The sequence below is a fragment of the Vulgatibacter incomptus genome (assembly GCF_001263175.1).
Taxonomy (GTDB): domain Bacteria; phylum Myxococcota; class Myxococcia; order Myxococcales; family Vulgatibacteraceae; genus Vulgatibacter; species Vulgatibacter incomptus.
Genome location: NZ_CP012332.1, coordinates 4,013,620 through 4,037,446 on the forward strand (window position 1 = coordinate 4,013,620; position 23,827 = coordinate 4,037,446).

A 23,827-nucleotide genomic window follows, 5' to 3' on the forward strand; every position below is an offset into this window, starting at 1 on the left:
ATCCGCCTCCTATTCGAGCGCGACCTTCAGGTCGTACGCGTTCATCACTCTTGCATCGGTTGAATGTACCAGCACGTAGGCCCGCCCCGCAGAGACCCGGGACGACCGCACCCGCTTCTCGCCCTGGATCCCCTGATCGGCGGCGAGCAGCGTATGCCCGTCGCTGTCCATGAGGAAGAGATCGAGCAGGCCCTTCAGGGGGTCGTGAACGAGGCTCGCCGCGGCCGTCCGGCCGGCGGGGACCTCCATCACGAACCAGTCCGGAACGCCCGGGCACGCCCGCAGGTTGAGGTAGTCCCCCGGGGTCAGGGCACCGGCGTGCGAGGGCGAGTCGTTGCCCTTGAACCCGTCATCGTCGCAGGGCACGCCCTTGGCGACCAGGATGCTCAAGGCGTAGCGAGCCTGGATGTCGTCGGTCCGGACCCGCAGGAAGTAGGTGCCGTCCACGCCGACGGTCGCGTCCAGCAGGAAGGGGTCCTCCGTGAGGATGTTCCCCTGCCCGTCGCGGAGCTGGACCTTGAAGCCGTTGGCCGCCAGGATGTCGGTCTCCACCCGAATGTTGATCCGGTCGCCGCGCAGGAGCTGGAGCCGGTACCACTTCTCCTCGCCCGCGCAGACGACGAGGTTTCCTCGCTCCCCGGCGCCGATCACCTTGGCCTCGGCCTGGCTCCCGTTGGGCGAGTCCTGATCGGCCTGGCAGGAGCGCAGGGTGCAGGCCCGGCGCCGCATGTCGCAGTACTCGTCGGGCAGGCAGTTGGAGTCCTGGATGCAGGGCGGGGGCGCCGTGGTGCAGGATTTCGTGCTGCGGTTGCACACGAGGCCGGCGGAGCAGTCGCGGTCGGTGAAGCAGGTCTGCGCGCCGGCGCACCGGCCCGCCGCCACGTTGCAGCTGAGGCCCAGCTTGCAGTCCTCGTCCGCGATGCACTCCACGCAGCGGCCGAAGTAGCAGTACTCGCGGGCGGCGCAGATGTCCTCCTCCGTGATCAGGGTGCACCGCCGCTCGCACGCGCCGGTGCCCACGTTGCAGATCTCGTCCTGCAGGCACTCTTCGTCGTGGTAGCAGCCGAGATCCTCTTCGCAGACGTTCAGCGGCCGGTTGCAGCGCATCCCCTCCGGACACTGGCCCTTCCCGCCGCAGTCGACGACCTGCTCGGGCGGCATGCAGCGGCCTTGCGCGCAGGCCAGGCCCAGGTTGCAGTCGGAGTGGGCGGTGCACTCGTCGCCCCAGCCCTCTCGGAACTCGCAGGTGAAGGAGCTGGCGTTGCAGCGCTCGGCGCGCCCGCAGTCCCCGTCGCCCTTGCAGCCGGTGCAGGTGCCGTCGATGCAGACGAGCCCACCCGAGCAATCCTCGTTCTTCTGGCAGCCGACGCCGCCACCGGCGCCCCCCGGATCGCCGCCACCGCCATCGCCGCCGGATGAGCAGGCGATCGGGAGAGCGGCGGCCACCGCCATGCAGAGTCCGAAGACGAGGGAAGGAAGCTTCATGGCGTGACCTTCACGGTGTCGATCGGCGTGAGCACCGCCGCCGGCCAGTCGATGCTGAGGACGTCCCAGAGCTGCTTGGGCGTGTCCAGGGTGCGGGTGAGCTCCGCCTCGAGGATACCGTAGACGAAGACCCGCACCGTGGCCCGGGTCGTCGAATCCTTCGCGCCGTTGGTCTTGGCGTACTCGATCTTCACGTCGTACCGGCCGCCTGCGGGCTTGGGGAAGACGATGCGCTCGGGACCGAACCCCTTCAGCGACTCCTGGGTCATGACGGGATTGGCGATCTCGTTCCAGTCCGGCGTCTTGTTGGCCCAGAAGCAGTCGAGGTCCGAGTAGAGCTGGCCGCCGTCCTTGACGAGGTGCAGGTCGAGGTCGGTCACCGGGTGATCCCAGACGAGCTCGACCACGAGATCGATGTCCGACTTCACCACGATCTTCTTGCGGGCGCAGGGGGCGAGGGGATCACCGCCAGGCCGGAGGCACTCGAGTCCGAGGGAGTCCTTCACGGCGAGGCCGACTTCGTAGGTGCCCGGCGAGTCGACCACTAGCGAGGCGATCGGGTCCTCTCGATTCGCAAGCTGGAACGTGGCGCCGAGGGGCCATTCGAGGACCTCCCAGGCGAAGTCGCTCAGCGGTTCGTTCCCGTCCGGATCGTAGGAGTGGGAGCCGTCGAGGCCGATCGGCGCCTCCGCCACGTGGATCCCGGGAGCCACCTCGATCACCGCGACCGGAGCCCGGTTCACCTTCGCCGAGAGCGGCACGAGGACGGTCCGGCGGTCGGGGTCGGTGGTGGCGAGCTTCACCGTCCCGTGGAGCTCCGTGGGCTCCCCCATGGGCGTGCAGCCGATCCGGATCTCCACCGCTCCTCCCGGCAGACCGTCGGCGGGAGGCGGAAGGCGCGCCGGCCTCGTCGAGCCCAGGAAGGCGAAGGCCTCGGGGCTGTCCACGAGCTCGATCGAGTCGATCACCAGGGGGCCGGTTCCCACCGAGCGGATCGTCAGGGTGCGTACCTCCCGCATTCCTTCGCCGACCACGCCGAAGTCGATCTCCTCGGGCTCCACCACGACCCGGCCAACCGTCGAGCCGGTGCCCTGGAGGCGGACCGCGACGTCCGGTTTCTGCTTGTCGTCGTGGTGGAGGACGAAGGTCCCCTCGAAGTCCTCCTCGGCGTTCGGGCGGAAGGAGACGGGGATCTCGACGGATCCGCCGGAGGCGATCCGGAGCCCGTCGATCTCCATCGAGGTCGAGAAGACCCCCTCGGGGCCTTCGATCGAGGCCGACTGGAGCGTAAGGGGTGCGCGGCCGTCGTTCTGCACGAGGATGTTGAGCACCCGCGTGTCGAGGACCGTCACCGGGCCGAAGTCGAGGAGCATGCTCCCGTCGTCGGCGACGTGGGTGGCGGTGACGCGGATCGACGGGCGGGTCGCGCCGAGCGTCTCCTTGCCGCAGGCGGCCAGAGCTGCCACGGCGAGGAGAAGGAGGGAGAACCGGATCGCGCGCTTCATCGATCCCTCGCGTAGTAGCGGACCACGACCTGGCTGCCGGGGCCCGGGATGGCCGCACCCGAGAAGACCAGGCTGTTCTCTCGGGCGTCGAAGATCACGCCGTCCTTCTCGTCGGCGTAGGGCGTGCAGATCACCGCCGGCTTCTTCTCGGAGGCGTTGCAGCGTCGATCCACGTTTGCGCAGTCTGCCAGGTGGGGATCGTCGTCCGACATCCTGCACGGATAGTGCACGCCCACGTAGTTGAGATCCTCGAGGTCGACGGTGCCGCTGCCGTCCATGTCCTTGGGCGGCAGCGAGAGCTGGAAGCGCTTGCGCAGGCCGAGGCCGGTGAACGCGAGCTCCTGCAGGGTGCTCGACCAGTCCTTGTTGCAGATGTCTCCCTGGACGCCGCCCGTGACCTTCGCGAGCTCCAGGTAGCGCGCGCCCGTGTCCATCGAGCAGCCCCTGGGCTTCGGTCCCGCGATCGCCGATGCGAGCACCGTCCCCTCGTTGCCGACGCCCTTGACCGAGCCGAACTGGCGCTGGAAGTAGCGCACCTCGCCGGCGGAGTAGTCGTCGTCGTCCGAGACGAAGATCAGGTACAGGAACGCGCCCGGCCGAAGGAACAACGGGTTGCCGCGCTCGTCCTTCTGCTTGCCCGCGGTGACCAGGGCGGCCTCCGCTGCGACGAGACCCTCCGATCGGGCGGAGCCTCCGGTGCCGAGCTTGTCGATGCTCGACTGGAACGCCCGCAGCGGATCGTAGCCGGCATTCGGCTGGACGATCTTGGGCGAGCCGTGGAGCGCGCCCCGCTCGTTGAAGATGTCCGTGGACGCCAGGGCGAGCCGGTAATCCACCTGGCCCTCGAGGTCGGGGCGGAACGCGGGATCGAGGACGTCGAGGAAGCGGGCGAAGTTCTTCAACAGCGCTTCTTGGTGCGGACGCATCGAGGCCGAGTTGTCGACGACGAAGAGGATGTCGATCGCCGAAGCCTTTTTCTGGTCGAAGACGTCCTCTTTCTCGGGGGCCTTGGGCACGTCGATGAGAACGTCGCGCCCGCAGGCGGAGGCCAGCGCGACCACGAGGACGAGAAGGCTGATTCGCGTAGGGGACATGAGGCCTCGCCCGTTCGGGCCATGGAGGATTGTCCATCCTAGAAATCGACCCGTCATAAATCAATGTCCGCTCCGGACTTGGATGATCACTCCTGCCTATTTTCCGGGCACGAATGCCCGGGAATCGTGCAGTAGCCCCGGCCGGGAGCGGCAAAATCTGCCGCGGAGGCCCGTCGGGCCGCTCTTGTGCGTTGGCAGGGGCCTTGCTCCTGGGGAAGGCGGGCCCGGCGGTCGGGCCCCATGGGGAGCAAAGAGATGGCAGCGCTGATTGCAAAAGATGTCATCGCCCTCGCCCGCGAGGCGAAGGTCACGATGATCGACCTGAAGTTCATGGACTTCGTCGGGATCTGGCAGCACTTCTCGATCCCGGTGTCCGAGCTCTCCGAAGAAATCTTCGAGGAGGGCCTGGGCTTCGACGGCTCCTCCATCCGCGGCTGGGCGGCGATTCACGCCTCCGACATGCTGGTGATCCCCGACGTGACCACGGCGGTGCTCGATCCCTTCATGAAGCACCCGACCCTTTCGCTGATCTGCAACATCTTCGACCCGATCACGAAGGAGGCCTACAGCCGCGATCCCCGCAACATCGCGATGAAGGCCGAGCGCTATCTGCAGGGGACGGGCATCGCCGACACCGCGTACTTCGGCCCCGAGCCCGAGTTCTTCATCTTCGACGAGATCCGCTACGACCACGGCCCGAACCACGCCTTCTACAAGCTCGACTCGGTGGAAGGGCAGTGGAACACCGGCCGCGACGAGCCCGGCGGGAACCTGGGTTACAAGCCCCGCTACAAGGAGGGCTACTTCCCGGTGGCGCCCACCGACTCCCAGCAGGACATCCGCACCGAGATGTGCCTGGTGATGGAGCAGGTCGGGATCCGCGTGGAGCGGCAGCACCACGAGGTGGCGACCGCGGGCCAGGCGGAGATCGACATCCGCTTCAACAGCCTGGTCAAGAGCGCCGACCAGCTCCAGTGGTTCAAGTACATCGTGAAGAACGTCAGCCACCGGCACGGGAAGACGGCGACGTTCATGCCCAAGCCCCTCGTCGGCGACAACGGCAGCGGCATGCACACGCACATGTCGCTGTGGAAGCAGGGCAAGCCCCTCTTCGCCGGCGACGGCTACGCGGGGATGTCGGAGCTCGCCCTCTGGTACATCGGCGGGATCCTGAAGCACGGTCCGGCGCTGGCGGCGTTCTGCAACCCGACCACCAACTCCTACAAGCGCCTCGTTCCCGGCTTCGAGGCGCCGATCAACCTGGCCTACTCCGCGCGCAACCGCTCGGCGGCGGTGCGGATCCCGATGTACTCGCCCTCGCCGAAGTCGAAGCGGATGGAGTTCCGCTCCCCGGATCCGGCGGCGAACGGCTACCTCGCCTTCGCGGCGATGCTCATGGCCGGACTCGACGGGATCGAGAACCGGATCGATCCGGGCGAGGCCCTCGACAAGGACATCTACGGCCTCTCCCCCGAGGAGCTCCGCGACATCCCGAAGATGCCGGGCTCTCTCGACGAGGCCCTCGAGGCCCTCCGCCGCGATCACGAGTTCCTGCTCAAGGGCGACGTGTTCACCGAGGACGTGATCCGGATCTGGATCGACAGCAAGATGGACAAGGAAGTCACGCCCAGCCGGATGCGGCCTTCTCCGATGGAGTTCGCGCTCTACTTCGACATCTGAAGAAGAGCGCGCCGAGGAGCGGAGGCGGGGCTCTCCGAGGGCCCCGTCCTGCTCCCGGCAAATGAGCGGGGCGGCCTCCCCGAGCCGTTGCCCGCGTGATACATCTCGAGGATGCGCCCAACACGCTTCCTCGAATCCGTGGCTGCGGTCTTCCTCCTCCTCCTGTCCGCCGGTTGCGGTGACGGCGGCTCGAAGGACCCGAACGATTCTTGCCGCGGCGTCGTCTGCAAGGCAGGCCAGGACTGCCGGGCCGGCGTCTGCGTCGATCGCGAGGATCCCGGCCACGAGGGCTGCCAGTCGAACAACGACTGCCAGTTCGATCCGAGGGGGAAGCTGTGCGAGCGCGACACCGGCCGATGCGTGGCCTGTCTCGACGACAACCACTGTCCCGCCGGAAGGACCTGCGAGGTCGGCCTCTGCGTGGGGACGGTCTGCACCACCGACACGGACTGTGAAGCGCCCACGCCGCGCTGCAGCGCCGATGGTGCGGCATGTGTCGCTTGCCTCGGCGCCGGCGACTGCGGCGAGGGCGAGCGTTGCGACGCCGGCGCCTGTGTGCCGGACCGCGTCGTTTGTGAAGGCGACGAGGACTGTCGGGACCCGGCGCATCCCTTCTGTGCGTCGAACGGCGACTGCGTCGCCTGCCGCCTCGGGGACGATTGCCCCGCGGGCCAGAACTGCGTCGACGGCTCGTGCGAGCCTCCCGCGGGCTGCACCTCCGATCGCGACTGCGAGTCGAGCCCGAACGGCCCCCTCTGCGATCGTGCCACCGGCGCGTGTGTGGTCTGCCTCGACGACTCGAGCTGCGGCCTTGGCGAGCGCTGTGTGGGCCACGCGGCTTGCGAGCCCATGAGCTGCGACGGACCCGCCGCGTGCCCGCCCGGCGCGATCTGCGAGGCGGACGGCTGCCATGCCATCGGCCCCTGTGCCTCGGACGCCGACTGCGCCGCCGACCCGCGGGTGCCCCACTGTGGCCCGGGCTCGGCCTGCGTGGAGTGCGTCGGGGCGAGCGACTGCGGCTCCGGGCGGAGCTGCGTCGCGGGTGCTTGCCGCATCGACTCTCCGTGCTCCTCGGACGCCCAGTGCAAGGGCGGCTTCGCGTGCGTCGACGGAGCGTGCCTCTCGTGCCGCACCGACGACCAGTGCGCGCGCGGCGTCTGCGCCGCCGGGACCTGCGCGGATCTCCCGACCTGCTCGACCGACTCCGACTGCGCGAAGGGCGTCTGCGCGGGCGGCGCCTGCCGCGAGTGCGGCAGCGATCTCGACTGCAGGGCAGGTCTCTGGTGCGAGGCCGGCGCGTGCACGGAGCTGCCGGGTTGCGACTCCGACGCCGCGTGCACGATGGGCCGGATCTGCGCGGGCGGCGCCTGCGAGCCCACCGCTTGTGCGGGCGACGCCGCCGGTCCGTCCGCGGCGCGGGCCGTCGGCCTGGGCGCGCCCGTCGCCAGGACCGTCTGTGCGAACGGCGAGGACTGGCTGGCCTTCTCCGCGGGAGCGGGCTCGCCCCTCGACGTCTCGGTCCTCTCCGCTCCGCCCGGTCTCGACTTCTCGCTGGTGTGGTTCGAGCCGGGCCCGGAGCGGGTGCGCCGCGAGCAGCGGGCGATCGACCAGCGCCTGATGATCAAGGCCCTGCCGACGGCGGCGGCGCGCCGCTACTTCCTCCGGGTCACCGGCGATGTCGGGGGCGACTACGTCGTGCTGCCCAAGGCGGCCTTCACCGCCTGCACCGACCCGCTCTCTCCCAGCGACAGCGTCGCCAATGCGCGCAACCTGCCGGCGAACACCTGGTTCGACGGGCTGACCGCGTGTAGCGGCCGCTTCTACTCGGTCGATGTGCCCGCCAACCACGCGCTCTCGGCCTACGCCTTCCTCGCCGACGGCGACGCGCAGGTCGCGCTCTTCAACGCGGATGGCTCCAGCCTGTCCGGGGTGCGCACCTCTACCGTCAGCTACCTCGGGGGCGGGCGGCTCGCGGAGTGGGACGGGTCCCCTGCCGCGACCCGCGTGATCGTGCGGGTCACTCCGCGGACGCCGCAGCCCTCCAGCGTTCGCCTCTACTTCGCGACCTCGGAGAGGCTCGCGTGCGGGAATTCGCCGCTCCTCCTCGATGGCCGGGCGGATCGGGCGCGCGCCGACGGGACCAACCTCGCCGAGCGGCTCGGCGCCCGCAACCTTTGCGGCGACCCGGGCCGCGAGCGGTCGTTCGCCCTGCGCTTCGACGACGACGCCCGCCTCGTCGCCCGGGTGGGGGCTCCCTTCGGCGCCGTCCTCTCGCTCCGCGACGCCGCCTGCTCCGGCACGATGTCCTGCATCGCCGCCGTCCAGGGCGTCGGCGTGCTGGATCTGCCCAGGGTGGCGCGAGGCGACTACGTGCTCACGGTCGGCGGCGCTGGCGACCAGGCTGGACCCTTCGATCTGGCCCTGAGGCGGGTGCCCGTGATCGATCCGCCCGCCAACGATCGCTGCGGCGACGGCGCGGCGCTCACCCTCGGGCCGGCGACCGTCACCGTCCAGGGCTCCACCGAGGGGGCTTCGCCGTCCGGCGGCGCGCTCTGCGATCCTCTCTCGCCCGACGTGTTCTACTCGTTCACCGTCGACCGGCCGTCCCGCCTCGTCGCCGAGGTCCGGGGCAGCGCCCCGTTGAGCCTCTCCCTCGTGGACGCGGGCTGCGCGCCCGAGTCGCCGTGCCCGGCCCCCGGCACCACCCAGCGCCTCGATCGGCAGGTGAGCGCGGGGACGCATCAGCTCCGCGTCGCTTCCACCACCGGCGTCGCGGCGACCTTCACGCTGCGCGCCACGCTGCCGGCCGTGGTCGCGAACGATCGCTGCGATGACGCGACCTCGCTCGCGATCCCGCAGACGGTGACCGGCGACACCACGTGGGCCACCAACACCCTCTCGTTCCCGCTCGCCCAGAGCTGCACGGGCTACTACACCGACGGAAACGACGTCTTCTACTCCGTGAACCTCACGGCAGGGCGGACCTTCACCGCGACTCTCACGCCAAGTGCGGGATACGACCCGGCACTCTACGTGGTCGGCTCCTGCGCCGCGCCGCAGTGCCTGGCGGGCGTCGACGTTCCCGGCGCCGGCGTCCCAGAGACGCTGCGCTTCACTCCCACCGCCACCGGCACCTACCACCTGGTTGTAAGCGGCGCGGCCGGCGGCGGCCCCTTCACCCTCCACGTGGAGTAGGTTCCAGGCGCGGAAGAGGGAGCGAGGGTTTACGAGCCCTCGCTCTCCATGATCCCCGGGTGGAGCGTACGCTCTTGCCGGATCGCCTCCTGAACGGAGCGCTCGAGCCTCCGAATCTCGTCGTCGTCGAGCTCGGAGAACGTGGATCGCTTCGTGTTGGAGAGACGACCGCCGTTCTGCATGCAGAGGCGAACGAAGAGGGTAGCCCTTCGATCCGGCATGTCGACGATCTCGCGAACGCCGGCGAGGGCCCGGTCGAAGACCGCGACGTAACCCAGCTCCTCGGCGAGGTCGTGCCGAACCGTGTCGACTACGCGGTCGTACAGGTACTCGGCGAGCGCGGTGGCGTCAAAATACCGATAGAGGTGGGCGGTCTCGTTCTCGACCACCAGCTCGGTCTCGTCGTCGAAGTGCCAGTCGATGAACTCGAAGAGCGGCTTCGAGAAGCTCTCGAGCGCTTCGTCGTAGAGATGCCGGCTCCGAACGATCGACGCGGAGACGGGAAAGACGATGCCGGGCGGGCTGAATCCGCGGCGAGCGAGGACGCTGTGGATGAGGAATCGGTGAAGGCGCCCGTTTCCGTCTTCGAAGGGATGGATGAACACGAAGGCGAAGGCGATCGCCGCCGCCGCGATAACCGGGTCGACATCGGACCCGATCAGCCGCTGCGCCATCGCCATCCAGGCGGTAATGAGCTGCGGGACATCCCCGGGCCTGGGGCAGATGAAGTGGAGCTTTTCGCGGTAACCGCTGATCGTCTCTCCCACGAAGTTCTGGTGGTCCCGCCAGTCCAGGGATGCATACCGGGACTCCACGATCTGGCGCTGCAGGTCGACGAACGAGGCCTTGTCGCCAAGGTCGAAATTGGGAGCGTCACGGAGAGAGGCGACGAATCGCTCCGCACGGTTCGGGCTCGGGCTCTCCCCCTCGATCGCGAACGAGGACCGGGTCTCTTTTGTGTATAAATAGCTTACTGCGCGTGACAGGGTCGTCTGGTCGAAGCCCGCGACGAGGCGTTTGGCCTCCTCGTCCGTCCGGGCCGCCGCATGCTCGGCGAGCCGAGCGGTCCGCCGAACGGACACGCACATCCCGGCACCACCGAGCAGGTTGTCGATCACCCGATGGCGGGGGGAGTTGCGCCTCTCGGCCACGAATTCGAGGTCGGGATTCAGCGCGGGAACGTAACTCCCCGCCGAAACGTCATCGAGCTCCAACCTCGTCCCGGTGAGGGTTTCGTATAGGAACCACGCTCTCCGGCTGTAGGCTCCAGTCGGCTCGCTCCGGACCCACGCCTCGATCTCCGCGGGATCGATCTTGCGAAAGGCTGCCGCCAGCACGCGAAGGTCGAGAGGCTCGTAGCGGAGCGCGAATCGGAGGTCGTCGGCATTGGATCCGTCGGTTTGGTAGCTCCGCGGATACCACTCGACCGTCCGCCCGTCCGGGAAGACCTCGGTTCGGCGCGTGCCCGCGATCGAGTAGCTCTCGACGGCCGGGGGGGAACCCGAAGCTCGAGGCGGCGGAGGAGCGCCGCCTGTCCCATCGGGACGTTAGTGAGCTTGTCCAAGTGCCACCTCGGTGCAGAATCGATGACTCACGATCAGAAACGATGAGAATAACCTGATCTGGAGAAAATTCGATGAGATCTAAGGCGGGTCGATCGGCCGGCCCCTCGATAGGGGGGCGAGCCTACTTGGGACGGAGCTGCGAAAGAGATTAGCCGGTCTTTCTCGGGACGGAATCGATGACTGGGATGGAAAAATGAAGATGGAAGCGGCTCCAGGAACTGAATCGATGACCGGAGTGGAGGCGCGATGACGAAGGCGCCCTTCGGTGCGGAATCGATGACCGGGGTGGGAAATCGATGACGAACGCGGCCTTTGGTGCGGAATCGATGACCGGGGTGGGAAATCGATGACGAACGCGGCCTTTGGTACGGAATCGATGACCGAGCGATCGATCGTTCAGCCGCCGAGGTAGGCGCGGCGGACGTCGGGGGAGGCGAGGAGGTCGCTGCCTCCGCCCTCCATGACGATGCGGCCGGTCTCGAGGACGTAGGCGCGGTTGGCGAGCTGCAGGGCCTTGGCGGCGTTCTGCTCGACCAGCAGCATCGCCACGCCGTCCGCGTTCACGCCGCGGAGGATGTCGAAGATCTGCTCCACGATCCGGGGGGCGAGGCCGAGGGAGGGCTCGTCGAGGAGGAGGAGCCCGGGGCGGCTCATCAGGGCCCGGGCGATGGCGAGCATCTGCTGCTCGCCGCCGGAGAGGGTGCCGGCGACCTGTGCGCGCCGCTCCCGCAGGCGGGGGAAGAGCGCGAAGGAGCGCTCGAGGTCCGCCTCGATGCCCGACGGATCGCGACGCAGGAACGCGCCCATCCGGAGGTTCTCGGTGACCGTGAGGTTGAGGAAGATCCCCCGTCCCTCGGGCGCGTGGGCGAGGCCCTTCGGCACGAGCTCGTGGGCCTTCCGGCCGGTGACCTCCTCGCTGCGGAGCCTGATGCTCCCGGACGACGGCGCGATCATGCCGGAGATGGCGCGGAGCGTGGTGCTCTTGCCCGCGCCGTTAGCGCCGATGAGAGCGACGATCTCCCCGGGGCGGACCTCGAGCGAGACGCCGTGGAGTGCCCGGATCGCGCCGTATGAAACGTGCAGCCCGTCGACTCGGAGCAGGGCAGCGTCAAGGTGGCTCATGGGCGTGCCTCCTGGAGCGGCCCGTGGGCGTCGCCGTCCTGCGTGCCCAGATAGGCCTCGATCACCCGCGGGTCGCGGCGCACGGCCTCGGGCGAACCGTGGGCGATCTGCACGCCGTGGTCGAGGACGCAGAGGCGCTCACACACGCCCATCACCAGCCTCATGTCGTGCTCGATGACCACGATCGCCACGCCGAGCTCGTCGCGGATCCTTCGGATCAGCGCCATGAGCTCGACCTTCTCGCTGGCGTTCATGCCGGCGGCAGGCTCGTCGAGGAGCAGGCAGCGTGGCCCCGTCGCGAGGGCCCGCGCGATCTCCAGGCGCCGCTGCTCGCCGTAGGGGAGGTTGCGCGCGAGCTCGTGCCGCTTGTGCAGCAGCCCCATCCGCTCGAGGCTCTCCTCGGCGCGGGCGAGGATCTCGGCCTCCTCCCGCGCGCTCCGGACCCCGGCGACGACGCTGCCGAGCCATGAGATCCGCGAGCGGTGGTGGCAGGCGATCCGCACGTTGTCGAGGACGCTGAGCTCCTTGAAGAGGCGGATGTTCTGGAAGGTGCGGGCGAGGCCCCTGGACGCGATCCGATGGGGGCGGAGGCCGCTCACCACCTCGCCGCCCAGCGCGACCTCGCCGCTGGTGGGGCGGTACACGCCGGTGAGGACGTTGAAGGCCGTGGTCTTGCCGGCGCCGTTGGGACCGATCAGGCCCACGAGCTCGCCGGGCGCCACCGCGAGCTCGAAGTCGCAGAGGGCCTTCAAGCCGCCGAAGGTGATCGAGACCTTCCGTGCGTGGAGGATCGGCGCGCCGCTCATGTGGCCTCCGGCGGCGCTCGGCGCCGAGCCCGGCGCTCCCAGAGCTCCCGGCTCCCCAGGAGGCCCCGCGGACGCAACAGCATCAGGAGCACGAGCATGGCCGAGTAGATCACCATGCGGAAGTCGAGGCCGGTGTAGTCCTGGAGCGGGCGCAGCGCCTCGGGGAGGATCGTGAGGAGGACCGCGGCGATCACAGCGCCGGAGATCGATCCGAGCCCGCCGAGGACCACCATCGCCACCACCTCGATCGATTTGAGGAAGGTGAAGTCCCTGGGCGAGAGGAGCTGGAGGTAGTGGCCGAGGAGCGAGCCCGCCACGCCGGCGAAAAACGACGAGACGACGAAGGCCCGCACCTTGTAACCGGTGGTGTCGACGCCCATCGCTTCCGCGGCGACCTCGTCCTCGCGCACGGCGAGGAGTGCTCGCCCGTGGGTGGAGGCGCGCAGCCGCTTCGACCACAGGACCACCACGAAGATCCAGAGGAGGATCCAGAAGAGCGTGGCGGAAGGCGGGATGCCGAGGAGGCCGGTGGAGCCGCCGACCACCTGCATGTTCTCGATCAGCACCCGGATGATCTCCCCGAACCCCAGGGTGACGATCGCGAGGTAGTCGCCGCGCAGCCGCAGGGAGGGCAGGCCCACCAGGAGGCCGGCGAGCCCCGCCGCCGCGCCGCCAGCAAGTGTGGCGACGAAGAAGAGCAGGCCATCCGAGAGCGCCGCCGGCAGGAAGGCGAGCTGCCAGCGGCTGCCGACCGCCAGGGTGATCGAGGCGGCGACGTAGCCACCGACCGCCATGAAGCCGGCGTGGCCCAGCGAGAACTGACCGGTGAAGCCGTTGACGATGTTGAGGCTGACGGCGAGCACCACGTTGATGCCCGCGAGGCCGGCCACGTACACCAGGTACGAGTCGTTGGTGCCGGGGAGGAGCCACGCGAGGAGGGCGATGGCCGGCACCCCCACCAGCGCGGGGAGGGCGCTCCGCATCCGGATCGCCAGGGCGTCGTTTCCCGGCGGGAGCTCGGCGGTGGCGGAGCCGTCCGGAATTCCGTGGGCCTCCATTTTCAGACCTTCTCCGTCGCGACCCGGCCGAAGAGGCCGGAGGGCTTCACGAGGAGCACGAAGATCAGGATCCCGAAGGCCACGGCGTCGCGGTAGCTCGAGGTGCCGTAGCCGACCACCAGCGCCTCGATGAGGCCGATGAGGATCCCGCCGGCCATGGCGCCCTTGAGGTTGCCGATGCCGCCCAGCACGGCGGCGACGAAGGCCTTGAGGCCGAGCATCACGCCCATCATTGGCTCGATCCGCGGGTAGCTCATGCCCACCAGGATCCCGGCGGCGGCGGCGAGGGCCGAGCCGAGGACGAAGGTGAAGGCGATCACGCGGTCGGGGTTGATCCCCATCAGCGAGGCGACGCGGGAGTCGAAGGAGACGGCGCGCATGGCGGTGCCGAGCCTGGAGTGGAAGATCAGCCGGTGCAGGGCCGCCATCAAGGCGAGGGCGGAGACGAAGCTCACCGCCTGCAGCCGGGTGATCGACACGCCGCCGAGCTCCACGAGAGGGCCGTTGGGGAGCAGGGTGGGGAAGAACTGCGGCGAGGGCCCCATGAACCAGGGCAGCTGGCCCACCGCCTGGATCAGCATCGAGACGCCGATGGCGGTGATCAGCGCGTTGAGGCGGGGCTTGTCGCGCAGGGGGCGATAGGCGAGCCGCTCGATCGCGAGGCCCACGCCGGCGCAGAACGCCATCGAGAGCACGAGGATCGCGAGGAAGCGGGGCTCCTCGCGGAAGGCCGGGAGCCAGCGCGCCGAGTAGAAGCCGCCGAAGGCGCCGAGCATGAAGACCTCGGCGTGGGCGAAGTTGATGAGCTGCAGCACGCCGTAGACCATGGTGTAGCCCAGGGCGATCAGCGCGTAGACCGAGCCGAGCGACAGCCCGTTCACCAGGTGCTGGAGTAGCTCGCTCATCGGGGCGGGAGGCTCCGCACGGACGGACCGGTCGCGACGATGCGTCCGCTCACGGCGTCACGGTCCCCGCGTAGACCCACTTCTGGCCCTTGATCGCCACGATCACGGCCGGCTTCATCGCGTTCCGTTCGGAGTCGATCGTGATCGTGCCGGTGATGCCCGGAAAGTCCTTGGTCGCCGCGAGGGCGTCGCGGAGGGCAGCACCCTCGGTGCTGCTCGCGCGCCGCGCCGCGTCCGCCGCGAGGTAGATCGCTTCGTAGGCCAGGGCGCTCATGGCGTCGGAGACCATGCCGAACTTGGCCTGGTAGGTCTTGAGGAACTTCTGGATCCGCGGGTCGGGGTTGTCCAGGGAGTAGTGGTTCGAGAAGTACGAGCCGTCGAGGGCGTCGCCGGCGATCTCCGTGAGCTTGCCCGAGTCCCAGCCGTCGCCGCCGAGGAGCGGCACCGTGATGCCGAGCTCTCGCGCCTGCCGGGCGATGAGGCCCACGTCGGTGTAGTAGCCGGGGACGTAGATCGCCTCCGGGTTCGTCGCACGGATCGCCGTGAGCTGGGCCTTGAAGTCGATGTCGCCCGCCGAGAAGCTCTGGTCCACGAGGATCTGGCCACCCGACTTCTCGAAGGCCTCGACGAAGAAGTTCGCGAGGCCCACCGAGTAGTCGTTGCGCACGTCGCGGAGCACCGCGACCTTGCTCGCCTTCAGCGTGTCGCGGGCGAAGCGGGCCATCACCGCGCCCTGGAAGGGATCGATGAAGCAGGTGCGGAAGACGTAGTCCTTGTCCTCGGTCACCTTCGGGTTGGTGGACGCGTGGGTGAGCATCGGCACCTTCTTGCCCTGAGCGATCGGCGCCATCGCCAGCGAGCGCGCCGACGCCACCTCGCCGAAGAGGAGGTGGACCTTGTCCTGGACGATGAGGCGGGTGGCGGCCGCCGCGGCCTCGGTGGGCTTGCCCTGATCGTCGTAGGTGATGACGCGGATCTTCTTCCCGTTGATCCCGCCCGCCTCGTTGATCTCCTGCACCGCGAGGAGGACCCCGTTGTGGGTCGACGTCCCGAAGGTCGCCTCCTGGCCGGTGAGGCTGCTCACCTCGCCGATGAGGAACTCGCCCGACGGCGAGGATCCCGACGCCTTCGCCGCGCCCTCCGGTGTTCCCTGTTCCTTGGCTTTACATCCAGTAAGCAGCGCGAACACGGAAGCCGCGAGCACGGCAACGCGAATGAGAGGCCGGGAACCCTGCATGAGGTGCTCCTCCAGACGGGATGCGATATTGAACAACGCCGGATTCGCGTGCGTCAACAGCCGGCGTTCACGGCGTGACGATTCGGACGAGGCCATGTGCGGTTGACACCCGTGCGCCCTGCGGGCTACGCCTTCCCCGACATGGCACCGTTGCTGCTCATCGTGGACGACAATCGGGAGCTTGCGGATCTCCTCGCGCAGATCTTCGAGGAAGCCGGCTACCGCACCAAGACCTGCTACCGCGGCAAGGCCGCGCTGGACGCGATCGCCGCCGAGACGCCGGCGGTCGCCGTGGTGGACATCCTCCTCCCCGACCTCGTCGGGCACGAGGTGGCGAAGGTCCTCGCCGCCAAGAAGGTCCCCTTCCTCTTCGTGACCGGCGTCTTCAAGGGCGCCAAGCACTCTCTCGAAGGCCGATCGCGCCACGGCGCTTCGGGCTGGTTCGAGAAGCCCTTCGAGGCCTCGAAGCTCCTCGAGGCGGTCCGCGAGATCGTCCCTGCGCCCAAGGCGCGGCCGCGGCAGCCCGAGTTCGAGGTCGAGCTCGACATCGACGTGGACGAGCGCGAATACACTCCGATCGCGGCGCTGGAGCTGACCGGGCGAATCTCCGTCAGCGGGCCCTCGGTGAAGGCCGTTCTCACGGGAGAGGACGTCCAGCTCCGCGCTCCCCCGGCGCCGCCGCCGCTGCTCCGTGCGCCGCCCCTCCTCCGCCGCGAGGAGGTGAGCCCCGACGGCCGGAGCCGCACGGGCGACCTCGCCGACAACCTTCCCCAGCTCTTCACCGCGTTCTGGCAGCTCCAGGAGACGGGAGAGCTCGGCCTGCAGCGTGGGAAGGTGAAGAAGGTCATCTACTTCGAGAAGGGGCAGCCGGTCTTCGCCCTCTCGAACCTCGCGGCCGATCGCTTCGGCACCTTCCTCATGCGGGTGGGCAAGATCGACGAGGCCCAGCTCACGCGCGCCACCACCGAGGCCGCCGCCCGGAAGAGGCGCACCGGCGACATCCTGATCGAGATGGGCCTGCTGCAGGACGCCGAGCGGATGTACTACGTCGCACAGCAGGTGAAGTCGATCCTCTACTCGGTCTTCGCGTGGCGGGAGGGGAGCTACACCATGAGCTTCCAGGCCAAGGCCCGGCACGAGCCGATCCGCCTCGGGATCCACCCGGCCCAGCTCATCTCCCGCGGGATCAAGAAGCTCTACACGCCCGAACGATTGCAGCGCCTCCTGGCCCTCGAGGAACGTCTCGTCGAGGCGAAGGATCCCGCCTACCGGCGCGAGGACCTCGAGCTCGACCCCTGGGAGGCGAACCTCCTCTCGCGGATCGACGGCCATCGCACGGTGGCGGAGCTCGTGGCCCGCGCAGAGAAGCCGTCCGAGATGGCCATCTCCACCCTGGTCACGCTCCTCTCCCTCAAGGTCGTCGAGAAGCGAGGTTAGGCAGATCGCTCGGTAGGATCGCGGCCGGGAGTCAGGGGGGCCGCTCCCGCCAGCGCCTCGACCCGGCGCACCAGCTCGCGGTGGGCGTCGCAGCCCAGGAGCTCGAGGGACGGCCGCGGATCCTTCGGCCTCGCGAAGCGCGCGACGAGGGTGTCCACCCGGCGCCCGGCCTGTTCCAGGCGATCGCGCGAAACGTCGCCGCGCTCCACCGCCGCGATCAGCGCGTCGATCGCCCGGTGCTGGAGCGCCGGCTTGTGGCAGACGAGGAAGAGGTCCACGCCGGCATTCACGCCGCGAACCACCGCATCCTCGATCCCGAAGTGATCGGCGATCGCCTTCATCTCCAGATCGTCCGAGATCACCACGCCGTCGAAGCCGAGGCGGTCGCGGAGGATCCCGTCGAGGGAGGGCCGGCTCATCGTGGCGGGGAAGGCCGGATCCAGGGCCTCGAAGATCACGTGGGCGGTCATGATCGAGGCGACGCCGGCGCGGATGGCGGCGGCGAAGGGCTGGAGCTCCACCGCCTCCAGGCGAGGGAGGGCGTGGGGCAGCCGGGGGAGCTCCAGGTGGCTGTCCTGCGCCGTGTCGCCGTGGCCGGGGAAGTGCTTGCCGCAGGCCGCGACACCAGCGCCCTGGAGGCCGTCGATCATCGCCGCGCCGAGCCGCGCCACCGCCGCGGGATCCCGGGAGAACGACCGATCGCCGATCACCGGGTTGTCCGGGTTCGTGTCGACGTCGAGCACGGGCGCGAAGTCGAGGTCGATCCCCAGCACCCGGAGCTCGGCTCCCATGGCGGCGCCGAGCGCACGCGCCATCCCTTCGGCGCCAGCGTCGCCCACCACGCGCATGGCCGGGATCGGCGTGAACGGCTCGCGAAGCCGCATCACCCGCCCGCCCTCCTGATCCATCGAGGTCAGGAAGGGCCTGCCCGCGCGGGCCTGGAGCTCGGCGGTCAGCGCCGCGACCTGGGCGGGCGACTCCACGTTGCGCTTGAAGAGGATCGCGCCGGCGACGCCCCGGCGCTGGAGCTCGGTGAGCTCCGCCGGCACGCCCTCCAGGCCCTGGAATCCCACGCAGAACAGCTTCGCCGCCGCCTTCTCGAGCTCGCTCATGCGGGGCAGCCTACCGCCTTCGCCGAACCAGCGTCGATCGATCCTGGGCTGTCCGATTAGAGGTAGAGCAAGTCCGCCAGCGGGATGGAGAAGAAGAAGCGGGTGCCCCCGCCGGGCCGCGGCGACACGCCGATCTTCCCGCCGTGGAGCTCGACCAGGAGCTTCGCGATGAAGAGGCCCAGGCCCAGGCCGTCGCCCGTCGACTTCCGTCCCCGGTAGAGCCGGTCGAAGACCAGGAGCTCCTCGTCGGGGCCGATCCCTTCGCCCCGATCGTCCACCTCCACCACGGCGTAGCCCTTCTCGGCCCGGGCCACGATCCGAACGGGCTGGTCGGTGGACGAGTAACGGAGCGCGTTGGAGACCAGGTTCCCCAGCACCTGCTCGATGCGCAGGGGATCGTGCTCGACATCGAGCGGCCCGTGGAGATCCAGCTCGATGAGCCGCCCGCCCGCGAGCTCGCGACGCTTGCGCTCGACGTAGTCCCGGATCGGCGCGCAGAGATCGCGGCGCTCGAGCCGAAGCTCGATCCGGCCGGTCTCGAGGCGCTCGGTGTCGAGCATGTCGTTGATCAGCCGGTGCATGCGCTGCAGCGCATCGAGGGCGCTCTCGATCATCACGCCGGCCTTCGGATCGTCGAGGCCGCGCCGGGCGGCGAGCTGGAGGTAGGTCTTCGCCGCGGTCAGGGGCGTCTTCAGCTCGTGCCCCGCCACGTTGATGAACTCGTCCTTCGCGCGCTCGGCCTTGCGCAGATCCGTGACGTCGAAGGCGGTGAGGAGCATGGCCGCCACGCCGTTCTGGGTGCGGACCGGGCCGCCGAGGATCACGCAGTCGCGCCGCTCGCCCAGGAGCCGATCGCGAACGCTCCCGCGGAGCTCGATCGACTCGCCGGCGAGGCCGCGCTCGATGCAGATCCCGGACGAGTCGATCCGCCGGCCGTGATCGTCCTCGATCTCCACGGCGTCGGCGATCGCCTGCATGTCCATGCCGAGGGCGAGGCCCAGGCGGGTGCGGGCGCGGTTGTTGATCCGCACCGCCTCGCCGCCCTCCGAGAGGAGGAGCACCGGGAAGGGGATCTGCTCGAGCATCTGATCCGCGAGGGAGCCGAGCTCCATCGCGCGGACCTCCGAGGTCGAGTCGTAGGCGTGGACGACCACGAAGCGGTCCATCGGCGTGGCGACGCCGGTGAGCCAGCGGTCCCCCGGCGATGAGCGGTTGTGGAGCTGAGAGAAGGGCTGCGGGCGTCCCGAGGCCCGGGCGCGCTGCAGGTAGGGAATGAGCTCCCTGCAGGCGAGGAAATCGCCCAAGGACCCACCTTCCACGGCAGCGAAGGTCTGGCGAAGGCAGGAGAGGAAGCGCGCGTTCATCCAGCGGACGCGGAGCTCCTCGCCCTCCAGGACGGCGGCGTAGTTGGGCGAGGCCGCGAAGAGCGAGATGACCGTCGAAAGGGTCGCAGGAGCGGGCACGGGGGAGGCGTACATGTGCGTTCCTTGGGGCGTGTGCCTCGCCCGGAGACTCACACGGTCCCGGTCGTCGACGTCGTTCCACCGAAGCGCGCAGACTTTGCACCGGACGGCAACCGATCACAAACGGCACTTGAGACACGGCGGTCAGCCAGTGTTCGGCCGCAGACGATTGCAGTTACGACCTTCGGATCAGCCAGCCTTCCGCGGCGAACGCGACCACGGCCAAGGCCGCGAGAAGACTCCAGAATGGCGTCTCCTGCCGGCGCCGGGACCGGGGCGACTCCTCCACCTGGAGACGATCGCCGCCGAACCAGGCCTCCAGCTCCCGTGGCTCGAGACGTCTCATGTCGGACGCTATCGGATCGGGATGCGCGGCGAAGGCGAGCTCCTGTGCCTCGGAGCCGTCGGCCCGGAGGACGCGGTAGAGACCCGGGCGGTCGATGCCCGTGGCCTGCCCGCCCTCGATCGGCCGCTCCTTGCCGTCGGGCCCTCGCGCCGAGGCGAGCTGCACGCCCTCCGGCGCGACCAGCGGCTGCGCTTCGCCGACCCGGAGCGCCCGGGGCCGGTGCTCCTCCAGGGTCCTGGAGAGGTAGGCCGCCGTCTGTTGGATCGTGGGCAGGAAGCTCGTCTGGATCGCCCAGTCGCTCCAGTCGCGATCCACCGTGGAGGTGAAGAGGAGGATCCGCCCCTTGCCGCGCATCCCCTCCACGAGGGCCGGAGCGCCGTCGTCGAACGAAGCGAGGATCCCCTCCGCCGGGCCGGGCTGGAGGAGGAAGTAGCGGGAGGTACGGGCGCCGAGGAAGGCCTCCTGCGCCGCTCCCGAGAAGATCCGCAGGATCGGGTGGGAGGTGTCGAGGCCGGCGAAGCTCGCGGGCCGGCCCTCCTTCCCGGGCTGCGCGGCGGTCTTCACCAGGTGGAGCTGCCGCGGCAGCACGTCCGCGAGCACGGCGTTGTAGGCGTCGGCGTCCACGTTGTCGCCGACCGAGACGAAGAGGCCGCCGCCGCTCTCCACGAAGTCCGCGATGCGCCGGGCGATCGCAGGATCCGGCGCGCGCACGTTCAGGAGCAGCAGGAGGTCGAAGCCGTCGAGGTCGCGGGCCGGGAGGCTCTCCGCGTCCACGGTGGTCACCTGCAGGGGCGAGGCGCCGCCGGTCCGAAGCGCGGCCTCCACGAAGAAGGCTTCGTCGCGGTAGCGCACCGGGGATGGATCGCCGTCCACCACCAGCGCTCGCAGGTCCCGGGGGATCGGCAGCGAGAAGGCCCTCTCGTCGTCGGCAGCGAGGGCGTCGCCCCCGATCCGCAAGGCGCCGGTGACCGCCCCGGCCTGGGGGAAGCGGTAGACCAGCTTCTTGGTCGCGGCGCCGCCAGCGGGGATCTCCAGGAAGCCCTTGGCCACGACCTCGTCCCCGACCACGAGCTCCACGGCGAGATCGGAGGCCGGTTCGCTGGCGAAGTTGCGGACCGTGACCGCGAAGGCCCGGCCGCGGGGGCCGATCTCCGGCGCCGCCGCGATCGCGAGGTCGACGATGGCGCGGTTCGGCAGCTCCCGGCCCCTGGCGGCGTCCTCGATCACCACGTCCGGACGGACCTCCCCCGCCTCGGTGGGCACGGAGGGCGAGGGGCCGTCGAGCCTCCACAAGGCGGCGGCGAGGTTGGTGGCCACGTGGATCCGCTTGCCGGCGAGGGGAGAGTCCCCGAGCGCACGGGCGGCGGCGTGGACACACGCCGTGAGGTCGGCCGGGAGGAAGGTCGGCCGCGCCTCGTCCAGCGCGCGACGGGCTGCGGCACGGTCGAAGCTGGGGGACGCCGCTTGAGCCGCGCCGCCGTCGCAGACGAGCACGGTCACCGGCTCCTCCGCCGAGAGGCTCGAGAGCACGTCGCGGAGGTCGTCGCGGGCCTTGTCGAAGAGGGTGGAGCGCCCGTCGCGCCAGCCCATCGACATCGAGGCGTCGAGGACCAGGGCCGTCGCCGCGGGGCCCTTCGCCGCAGCGGCGGCGAGCTCTCCGTCGCGGGCGAGCTGCGGGCGCGCGAGGGCCAGGGGAAGGAAGAGCAGCAGCAGGGTCCGGGCAGCGAGCAGCAGGAGCCGGCGGAGCCGCAGGCGCCTGGCGCTGCGCTCGCGGGAGCGGCGCACCAGCTCGATCGCCGGAAACGGATGGGGCCGCGGCCTGCGCCGCTGGAGCAGGTGGATCGCGACCGGGATCGCGGCGGCCAGGGCGCCCCATGCCAGGGCCGGATTGGCGAAGGTGATCCCCACGCTAGCTCTCCCGCTTCCCGAGCCATCGGAGGAGGGCGCGGTCCATCGGCGCGTCGGTGCGGACGAGCTCGTACTCCACGTCCGCCCCGCGGCAAGCCGTGCGCACCCGATCGCGGAAGCGCTCCATCTCCTCCAGGTAGGAGTCGCGGATCGACCGCGGATCCACCTCCAGCGCCTCCTCGCCCTCCATGCCCTCGAAGCGCGTCGCGTCCTCGAAGGGGAACTCCAGTTCGTGGGGATCCAGCAGGTGGAAGACCGTCACCTCGTTCTTCATCCGCCGGAGGTCGGCGATCCGCTCCACCGCGCCAGGCTGGAAGTCGAGGAGGTCGGAGAAGAAGAGGATCGCCGCGCGCCGCCGCGCCCGCTCCGCCACCCACTCCGCCGCCGCGGCGAGATCCGTCGTGCCCTTGCCCTCCAGGCCCTCGAGGCGAGAGAGGATCGCCGGGAAGTGCCCCAGCGCCGCACGAGGCGGCAGGTAGCGCGCCTCCTTCCCTGCAGCGACCACGAGGCCGACGGCGTCCTGCTGGCGCACCAGCAGGTACGCGAGGGAGGCCGCGAGGGTGGAAGCGTACTCGAGCTTCGAGAGCCCCCCGCCGCCGCGGTAGGCCATCGACGCCGAGGCGTCCACCACCAGGAACGCGCGCAGGTTCGTCTCGTGCTCGAACTGCTTCACGTAGTAGCGGTCGACCTTGCCGTACGCCTTCCAGTCGAGGTGGCGCAGCTCGTCGCCAGGCGCGTACTCCTTGTGCTCGGCGAACTCCACGCTCTGCCCCTGGTGCGGCGAGCGGTGAAGGCCCGAGAGCAGGCCCTCCACCACCGTGCGCGCCCGGAGCTGCGTGGTCCCCAGCTTCGCGAGGAGCTTCGGATCGAGGAGGCTGGCGCCCAAGCTACTTCGCCTCGGCCAACAGGCGGTCCACGATCTGCGCGCTCGTCACGCCCTCCGCCTCCGCCGTGAAGTTCGCGAGGAGGCGGTGGCGCAGCACCGGCCGCGCCAGGGCGCGCACGTCCTCGCGCTCGGCGGCGTAGCGGCCGTGCAGCACCGCCCGGGCCTTCGCCGCCAGCACCAGGTACTGCGAGGCCCGAGGCCCGGCGCCCCACGAGAGGTAGTTGCGCACGTAGTCCGGCGCGTCCTCGCTCGAGGGGCGGCTCTTTCGCACCAGCGAGACCGCGTAGCGGACCGTGTCCTCCGCCACCGGCACCCGCAGCACCAGCTCCTGGAGGGCGAGGATCTCCTCGGGCCCGAGCACCTTGCGCGTCGGCTCCTTCGCCGCGCCGGTGGTCCGGGTCACCACCTGGATCTCCTCCTCCTCGGTGGGGTAGCCCACGTCCACCATGAACATGAAGCGGTCGAGCTGGGCCTCGGGGAGCGGATACGTCCCCTCCTGCTCGATGGGGTTCTGGGTGGCGAAGACGAGGAAGGGCGGCTCCAGCGGGTAGGTCCTGCCGCCCGCCGTCACCCGATGCTCCTGCATCGCCTGGAGGAGCGCCGCCTGGGTCTTCGGCGGCGTGCGGTTGATCTCGTCCGCCAGCACGATGTTCGCGAAGAGCGGCCCCTTCACGAAGCGCAGCTCGCGGCGGCCCGTGGTGCGGTCCTCCTCGAGGATGTCCGTGCCGGTGATGTCCGACGGCATCAGATCCGGCGTGAACTGCACCCGGTTGAACGAGAGCTCCAGCACCTCGGCGAGAGTGGAGATCAGCAGCGTCTTCGCCAGGCCGGGCACGCCCACGAAGAGGCAGTGGCCGCGGGAGAAGAGGGAGACCAGGAGGTGCTCGATCACCTCCTGCTGGCCCACCACCCGCTTGGCGAGCTCGCCCAGGATCTGCTCGCGGGCACGGCCCAGCCGCTGCACCGCCTCGAGGTCCGTACCGTCCGTCCGAATTGCCAGATCGTTCATGAGGTTCCTACTCG

17 protein-coding genes are annotated in these 23,827 nt (G+C 69.8%); 3 read left to right on the forward strand and 14 right to left on the reverse strand.

The features are described from left to right. Nucleotides 1-9 precede the first annotated feature (9 nt). The 3 genes from AKJ08_RS16900 to AKJ08_RS16910 are packed head-to-tail and all read right to left on the reverse strand — an operon-like array spanning nt 10 to nt 4,084. On the reverse strand, nt 10-1,485 hold the full coding sequence (locus AKJ08_RS16900; protein WP_050727147.1) for a hypothetical protein: 1,476 nt from the start codon (nt 1,483-1,485) through the stop codon (nt 10-12). Further along, complete coding sequence (locus AKJ08_RS19995; RefSeq protein WP_050727148.1) at nt 1,482-2,990, reverse strand: choice-of-anchor D domain-containing protein; 1,509 nt, start codon at nt 2,988-2,990, stop codon at nt 1,482-1,484. Before AKJ08_RS19995 ends, AKJ08_RS16900 begins: the two co-directional genes overlap by 4 nt. Further along, entirely contained in the window at nt 2,987-4,084 is a 1,098-nt protein-coding gene (locus tag AKJ08_RS16910; RefSeq protein WP_050727149.1) for a vWA domain-containing protein, read from the reverse strand. Before AKJ08_RS16910 ends, AKJ08_RS19995 begins: the two co-directional genes overlap by 4 nt. Before the next feature lie 255 nt (nt 4,085-4,339). Between AKJ08_RS16910 and glnA the strand changes: the two genes are divergently transcribed. Further along, complete coding sequence (gene glnA / locus AKJ08_RS16915; RefSeq protein ID WP_050727638.1) at nt 4,340-5,764, forward strand: type I glutamate--ammonia ligase; 1,425 nt, start codon at nt 4,340-4,342, stop codon at nt 5,762-5,764. Between the two features lie 111 nt (nt 5,765-5,875). Then, entirely contained in the window at nt 5,876-8,959 is a 3,084-nt protein-coding gene (locus AKJ08_RS16920) for a PPC domain-containing protein (protein WP_050727150.1), read from the forward strand. A gap of 29 nt (nt 8,960-8,988) precedes the next feature. Here the strand turns inward: AKJ08_RS16920 and AKJ08_RS16925 are convergent, their stop codons facing one another. From AKJ08_RS16925 to AKJ08_RS16950, 6 genes are all read right to left on the reverse strand, one after another. Then, nucleotides 8,989-10,296 carry a Fic family protein gene (locus AKJ08_RS16925; RefSeq protein WP_205624749.1) on the reverse strand — a complete coding sequence of 436 codons (1,308 nt, stop codon included), beginning with the start codon at nt 10,294-10,296 and terminating at the stop codon, nt 8,989-8,991. Nucleotides 10,297-10,920: 624 nt separating this feature from the next. Continuing rightward, nucleotides 10,921-11,646: an ABC transporter ATP-binding protein gene (locus AKJ08_RS16930; RefSeq protein WP_050727151.1), complete on the reverse strand. Its 726-nt coding sequence runs from the start codon at nt 11,644-11,646 to the stop codon at nt 10,921-10,923. Next, nucleotides 11,643-12,452, reverse strand: a complete 810-nt coding sequence (locus tag AKJ08_RS16935; RefSeq protein WP_050727152.1) for an ABC transporter ATP-binding protein — start codon at nt 12,450-12,452, stop codon at nt 11,643-11,645. The genes AKJ08_RS16930 and AKJ08_RS16935 overlap by 4 nt, the downstream gene beginning before the upstream one ends. Continuing rightward, nucleotides 12,449-13,510 (reverse strand): branched-chain amino acid ABC transporter permease, encoded by a 1,062-nt coding sequence (locus AKJ08_RS16940; RefSeq protein ID WP_082343299.1) that lies wholly within the window; start codon nt 13,508-13,510, stop codon nt 12,449-12,451. Before AKJ08_RS16940 ends, AKJ08_RS16935 begins: the two co-directional genes overlap by 4 nt. Nucleotides 13,511-13,512: 2 nt before the next feature. Next, the gene (locus AKJ08_RS16945) at nt 13,513-14,415 is read right to left on the reverse strand and encodes a branched-chain amino acid ABC transporter permease (protein ID WP_050727153.1); all 903 of its coding nucleotides are present in this window, start codon (nt 14,413-14,415) and stop codon (nt 13,513-13,515) included. 49 nt (nt 14,416-14,464) lie between these two features. After that, nucleotides 14,465-15,652, reverse strand: coding sequence for an ABC transporter substrate-binding protein (locus tag AKJ08_RS16950; protein WP_050727154.1), 1,188 nt, complete (start codon nt 15,650-15,652; stop codon nt 14,465-14,467). 96 nt (nt 15,653-15,748) lie between these two features. On the opposite strand from AKJ08_RS16950, the gene AKJ08_RS16955 reads away from it, so the two are divergent. Beyond that, entirely contained in the window at nt 15,749-17,089 is a 1,341-nt protein-coding gene (locus AKJ08_RS16955; RefSeq protein WP_338062172.1) for a response regulator, read from the forward strand. Here AKJ08_RS16955 and nagZ read toward each other — a convergent pair. From nagZ to AKJ08_RS16980, 5 genes are all read right to left on the reverse strand, one after another. Further along, nucleotides 17,086-18,210, reverse strand: a complete 1,125-nt coding sequence (nagZ, locus tag AKJ08_RS16960; protein ID WP_420806388.1) for a beta-N-acetylhexosaminidase — start codon at nt 18,208-18,210, stop codon at nt 17,086-17,088. The genes AKJ08_RS16955 and nagZ overlap by 4 nt on opposite strands. Before the next feature lie 47 nt (nt 18,211-18,257). Then, a complete protein-coding gene (locus AKJ08_RS16965) occupies nt 18,258-19,679 on the reverse strand; it encodes a sensor histidine kinase (protein WP_050727155.1) in 1,422 nt (473 codons plus the stop codon). 160 nt (nt 19,680-19,839) lie between these two features. Beyond that, complete coding sequence (locus tag AKJ08_RS16970) at nt 19,840-21,918, reverse strand: BatA domain-containing protein (RefSeq protein ID WP_050727156.1); 2,079 nt, start codon at nt 21,916-21,918, stop codon at nt 19,840-19,842. A gap of 1 nt (nt 21,919) precedes the next feature. Beyond that, a complete protein-coding gene (locus AKJ08_RS16975; RefSeq protein WP_050727157.1) occupies nt 21,920-22,804 on the reverse strand; it encodes a DUF58 domain-containing protein in 885 nt (294 codons plus the stop codon). Nucleotide 22,805: 1 nt separating this feature from the next. After that, on the reverse strand, nt 22,806-23,813 hold the full coding sequence (locus AKJ08_RS16980; protein ID WP_050727158.1) for an AAA family ATPase: 1,008 nt from the start codon (nt 23,811-23,813) through the stop codon (nt 22,806-22,808). Nucleotides 23,814-23,827: the final 14 nt, after the last annotated feature.

Excerpts from the sequence above, each read along its gene's own strand:
- AKJ08_RS16900 (WP_050727147.1), bottom strand. The coding sequence starts at position 1,485 with ATGAAGCTTCCTTCCCTCGTCTTCGGACTCTGCATGGCGGTGGCCGCC.
- AKJ08_RS19995 (WP_050727148.1), bottom strand. The coding sequence starts at position 2,990 with ATGAAGCGCGCGATCCGGTTCTCCCTCCTTCTCCTCGCCGTGGCAGCT.
- AKJ08_RS16910 (WP_050727149.1), bottom strand. The coding sequence starts at position 4,084 with ATGTCCCCTACGCGAATCAGCCTTCTCGTCCTCGTGGTCGCGCTGGCC.
- glnA (WP_050727638.1), top strand. The coding sequence starts at position 4,340 with ATGGCAGCGCTGATTGCAAAAGATGTCATCGCCCTCGCCCGCGAGGCG.
- AKJ08_RS16920 (WP_050727150.1), top strand. The coding sequence starts at position 5,876 with ATGCGCCCAACACGCTTCCTCGAATCCGTGGCTGCGGTCTTCCTCCTC.
- AKJ08_RS16930 (WP_050727151.1), bottom strand. The coding sequence starts at position 11,646 with ATGAGCCACCTTGACGCTGCCCTGCTCCGAGTCGACGGGCTGCACGTT.
- AKJ08_RS16935 (WP_050727152.1), bottom strand. The coding sequence starts at position 12,452 with ATGAGCGGCGCGCCGATCCTCCACGCACGGAAGGTCTCGATCACCTTC.
- AKJ08_RS16940 (WP_082343299.1), bottom strand. The coding sequence starts at position 13,510 with ATGGAGGCCCACGGAATTCCGGACGGCTCCGCCACCGCCGAGCTCCCG.
- AKJ08_RS16945 (WP_050727153.1), bottom strand. The coding sequence starts at position 14,415 with ATGAGCGAGCTACTCCAGCACCTGGTGAACGGGCTGTCGCTCGGCTCG.
- AKJ08_RS16950 (WP_050727154.1), bottom strand. The coding sequence starts at position 15,652 with ATGCAGGGTTCCCGGCCTCTCATTCGCGTTGCCGTGCTCGCGGCTTCC.
- AKJ08_RS16965 (WP_050727155.1), bottom strand. The coding sequence starts at position 19,679 with ATGTACGCCTCCCCCGTGCCCGCTCCTGCGACCCTTTCGACGGTCATC.
- AKJ08_RS16980 (WP_050727158.1), bottom strand. The coding sequence starts at position 23,813 with ATGAACGATCTGGCAATTCGGACGGACGGTACGGACCTCGAGGCGGTG.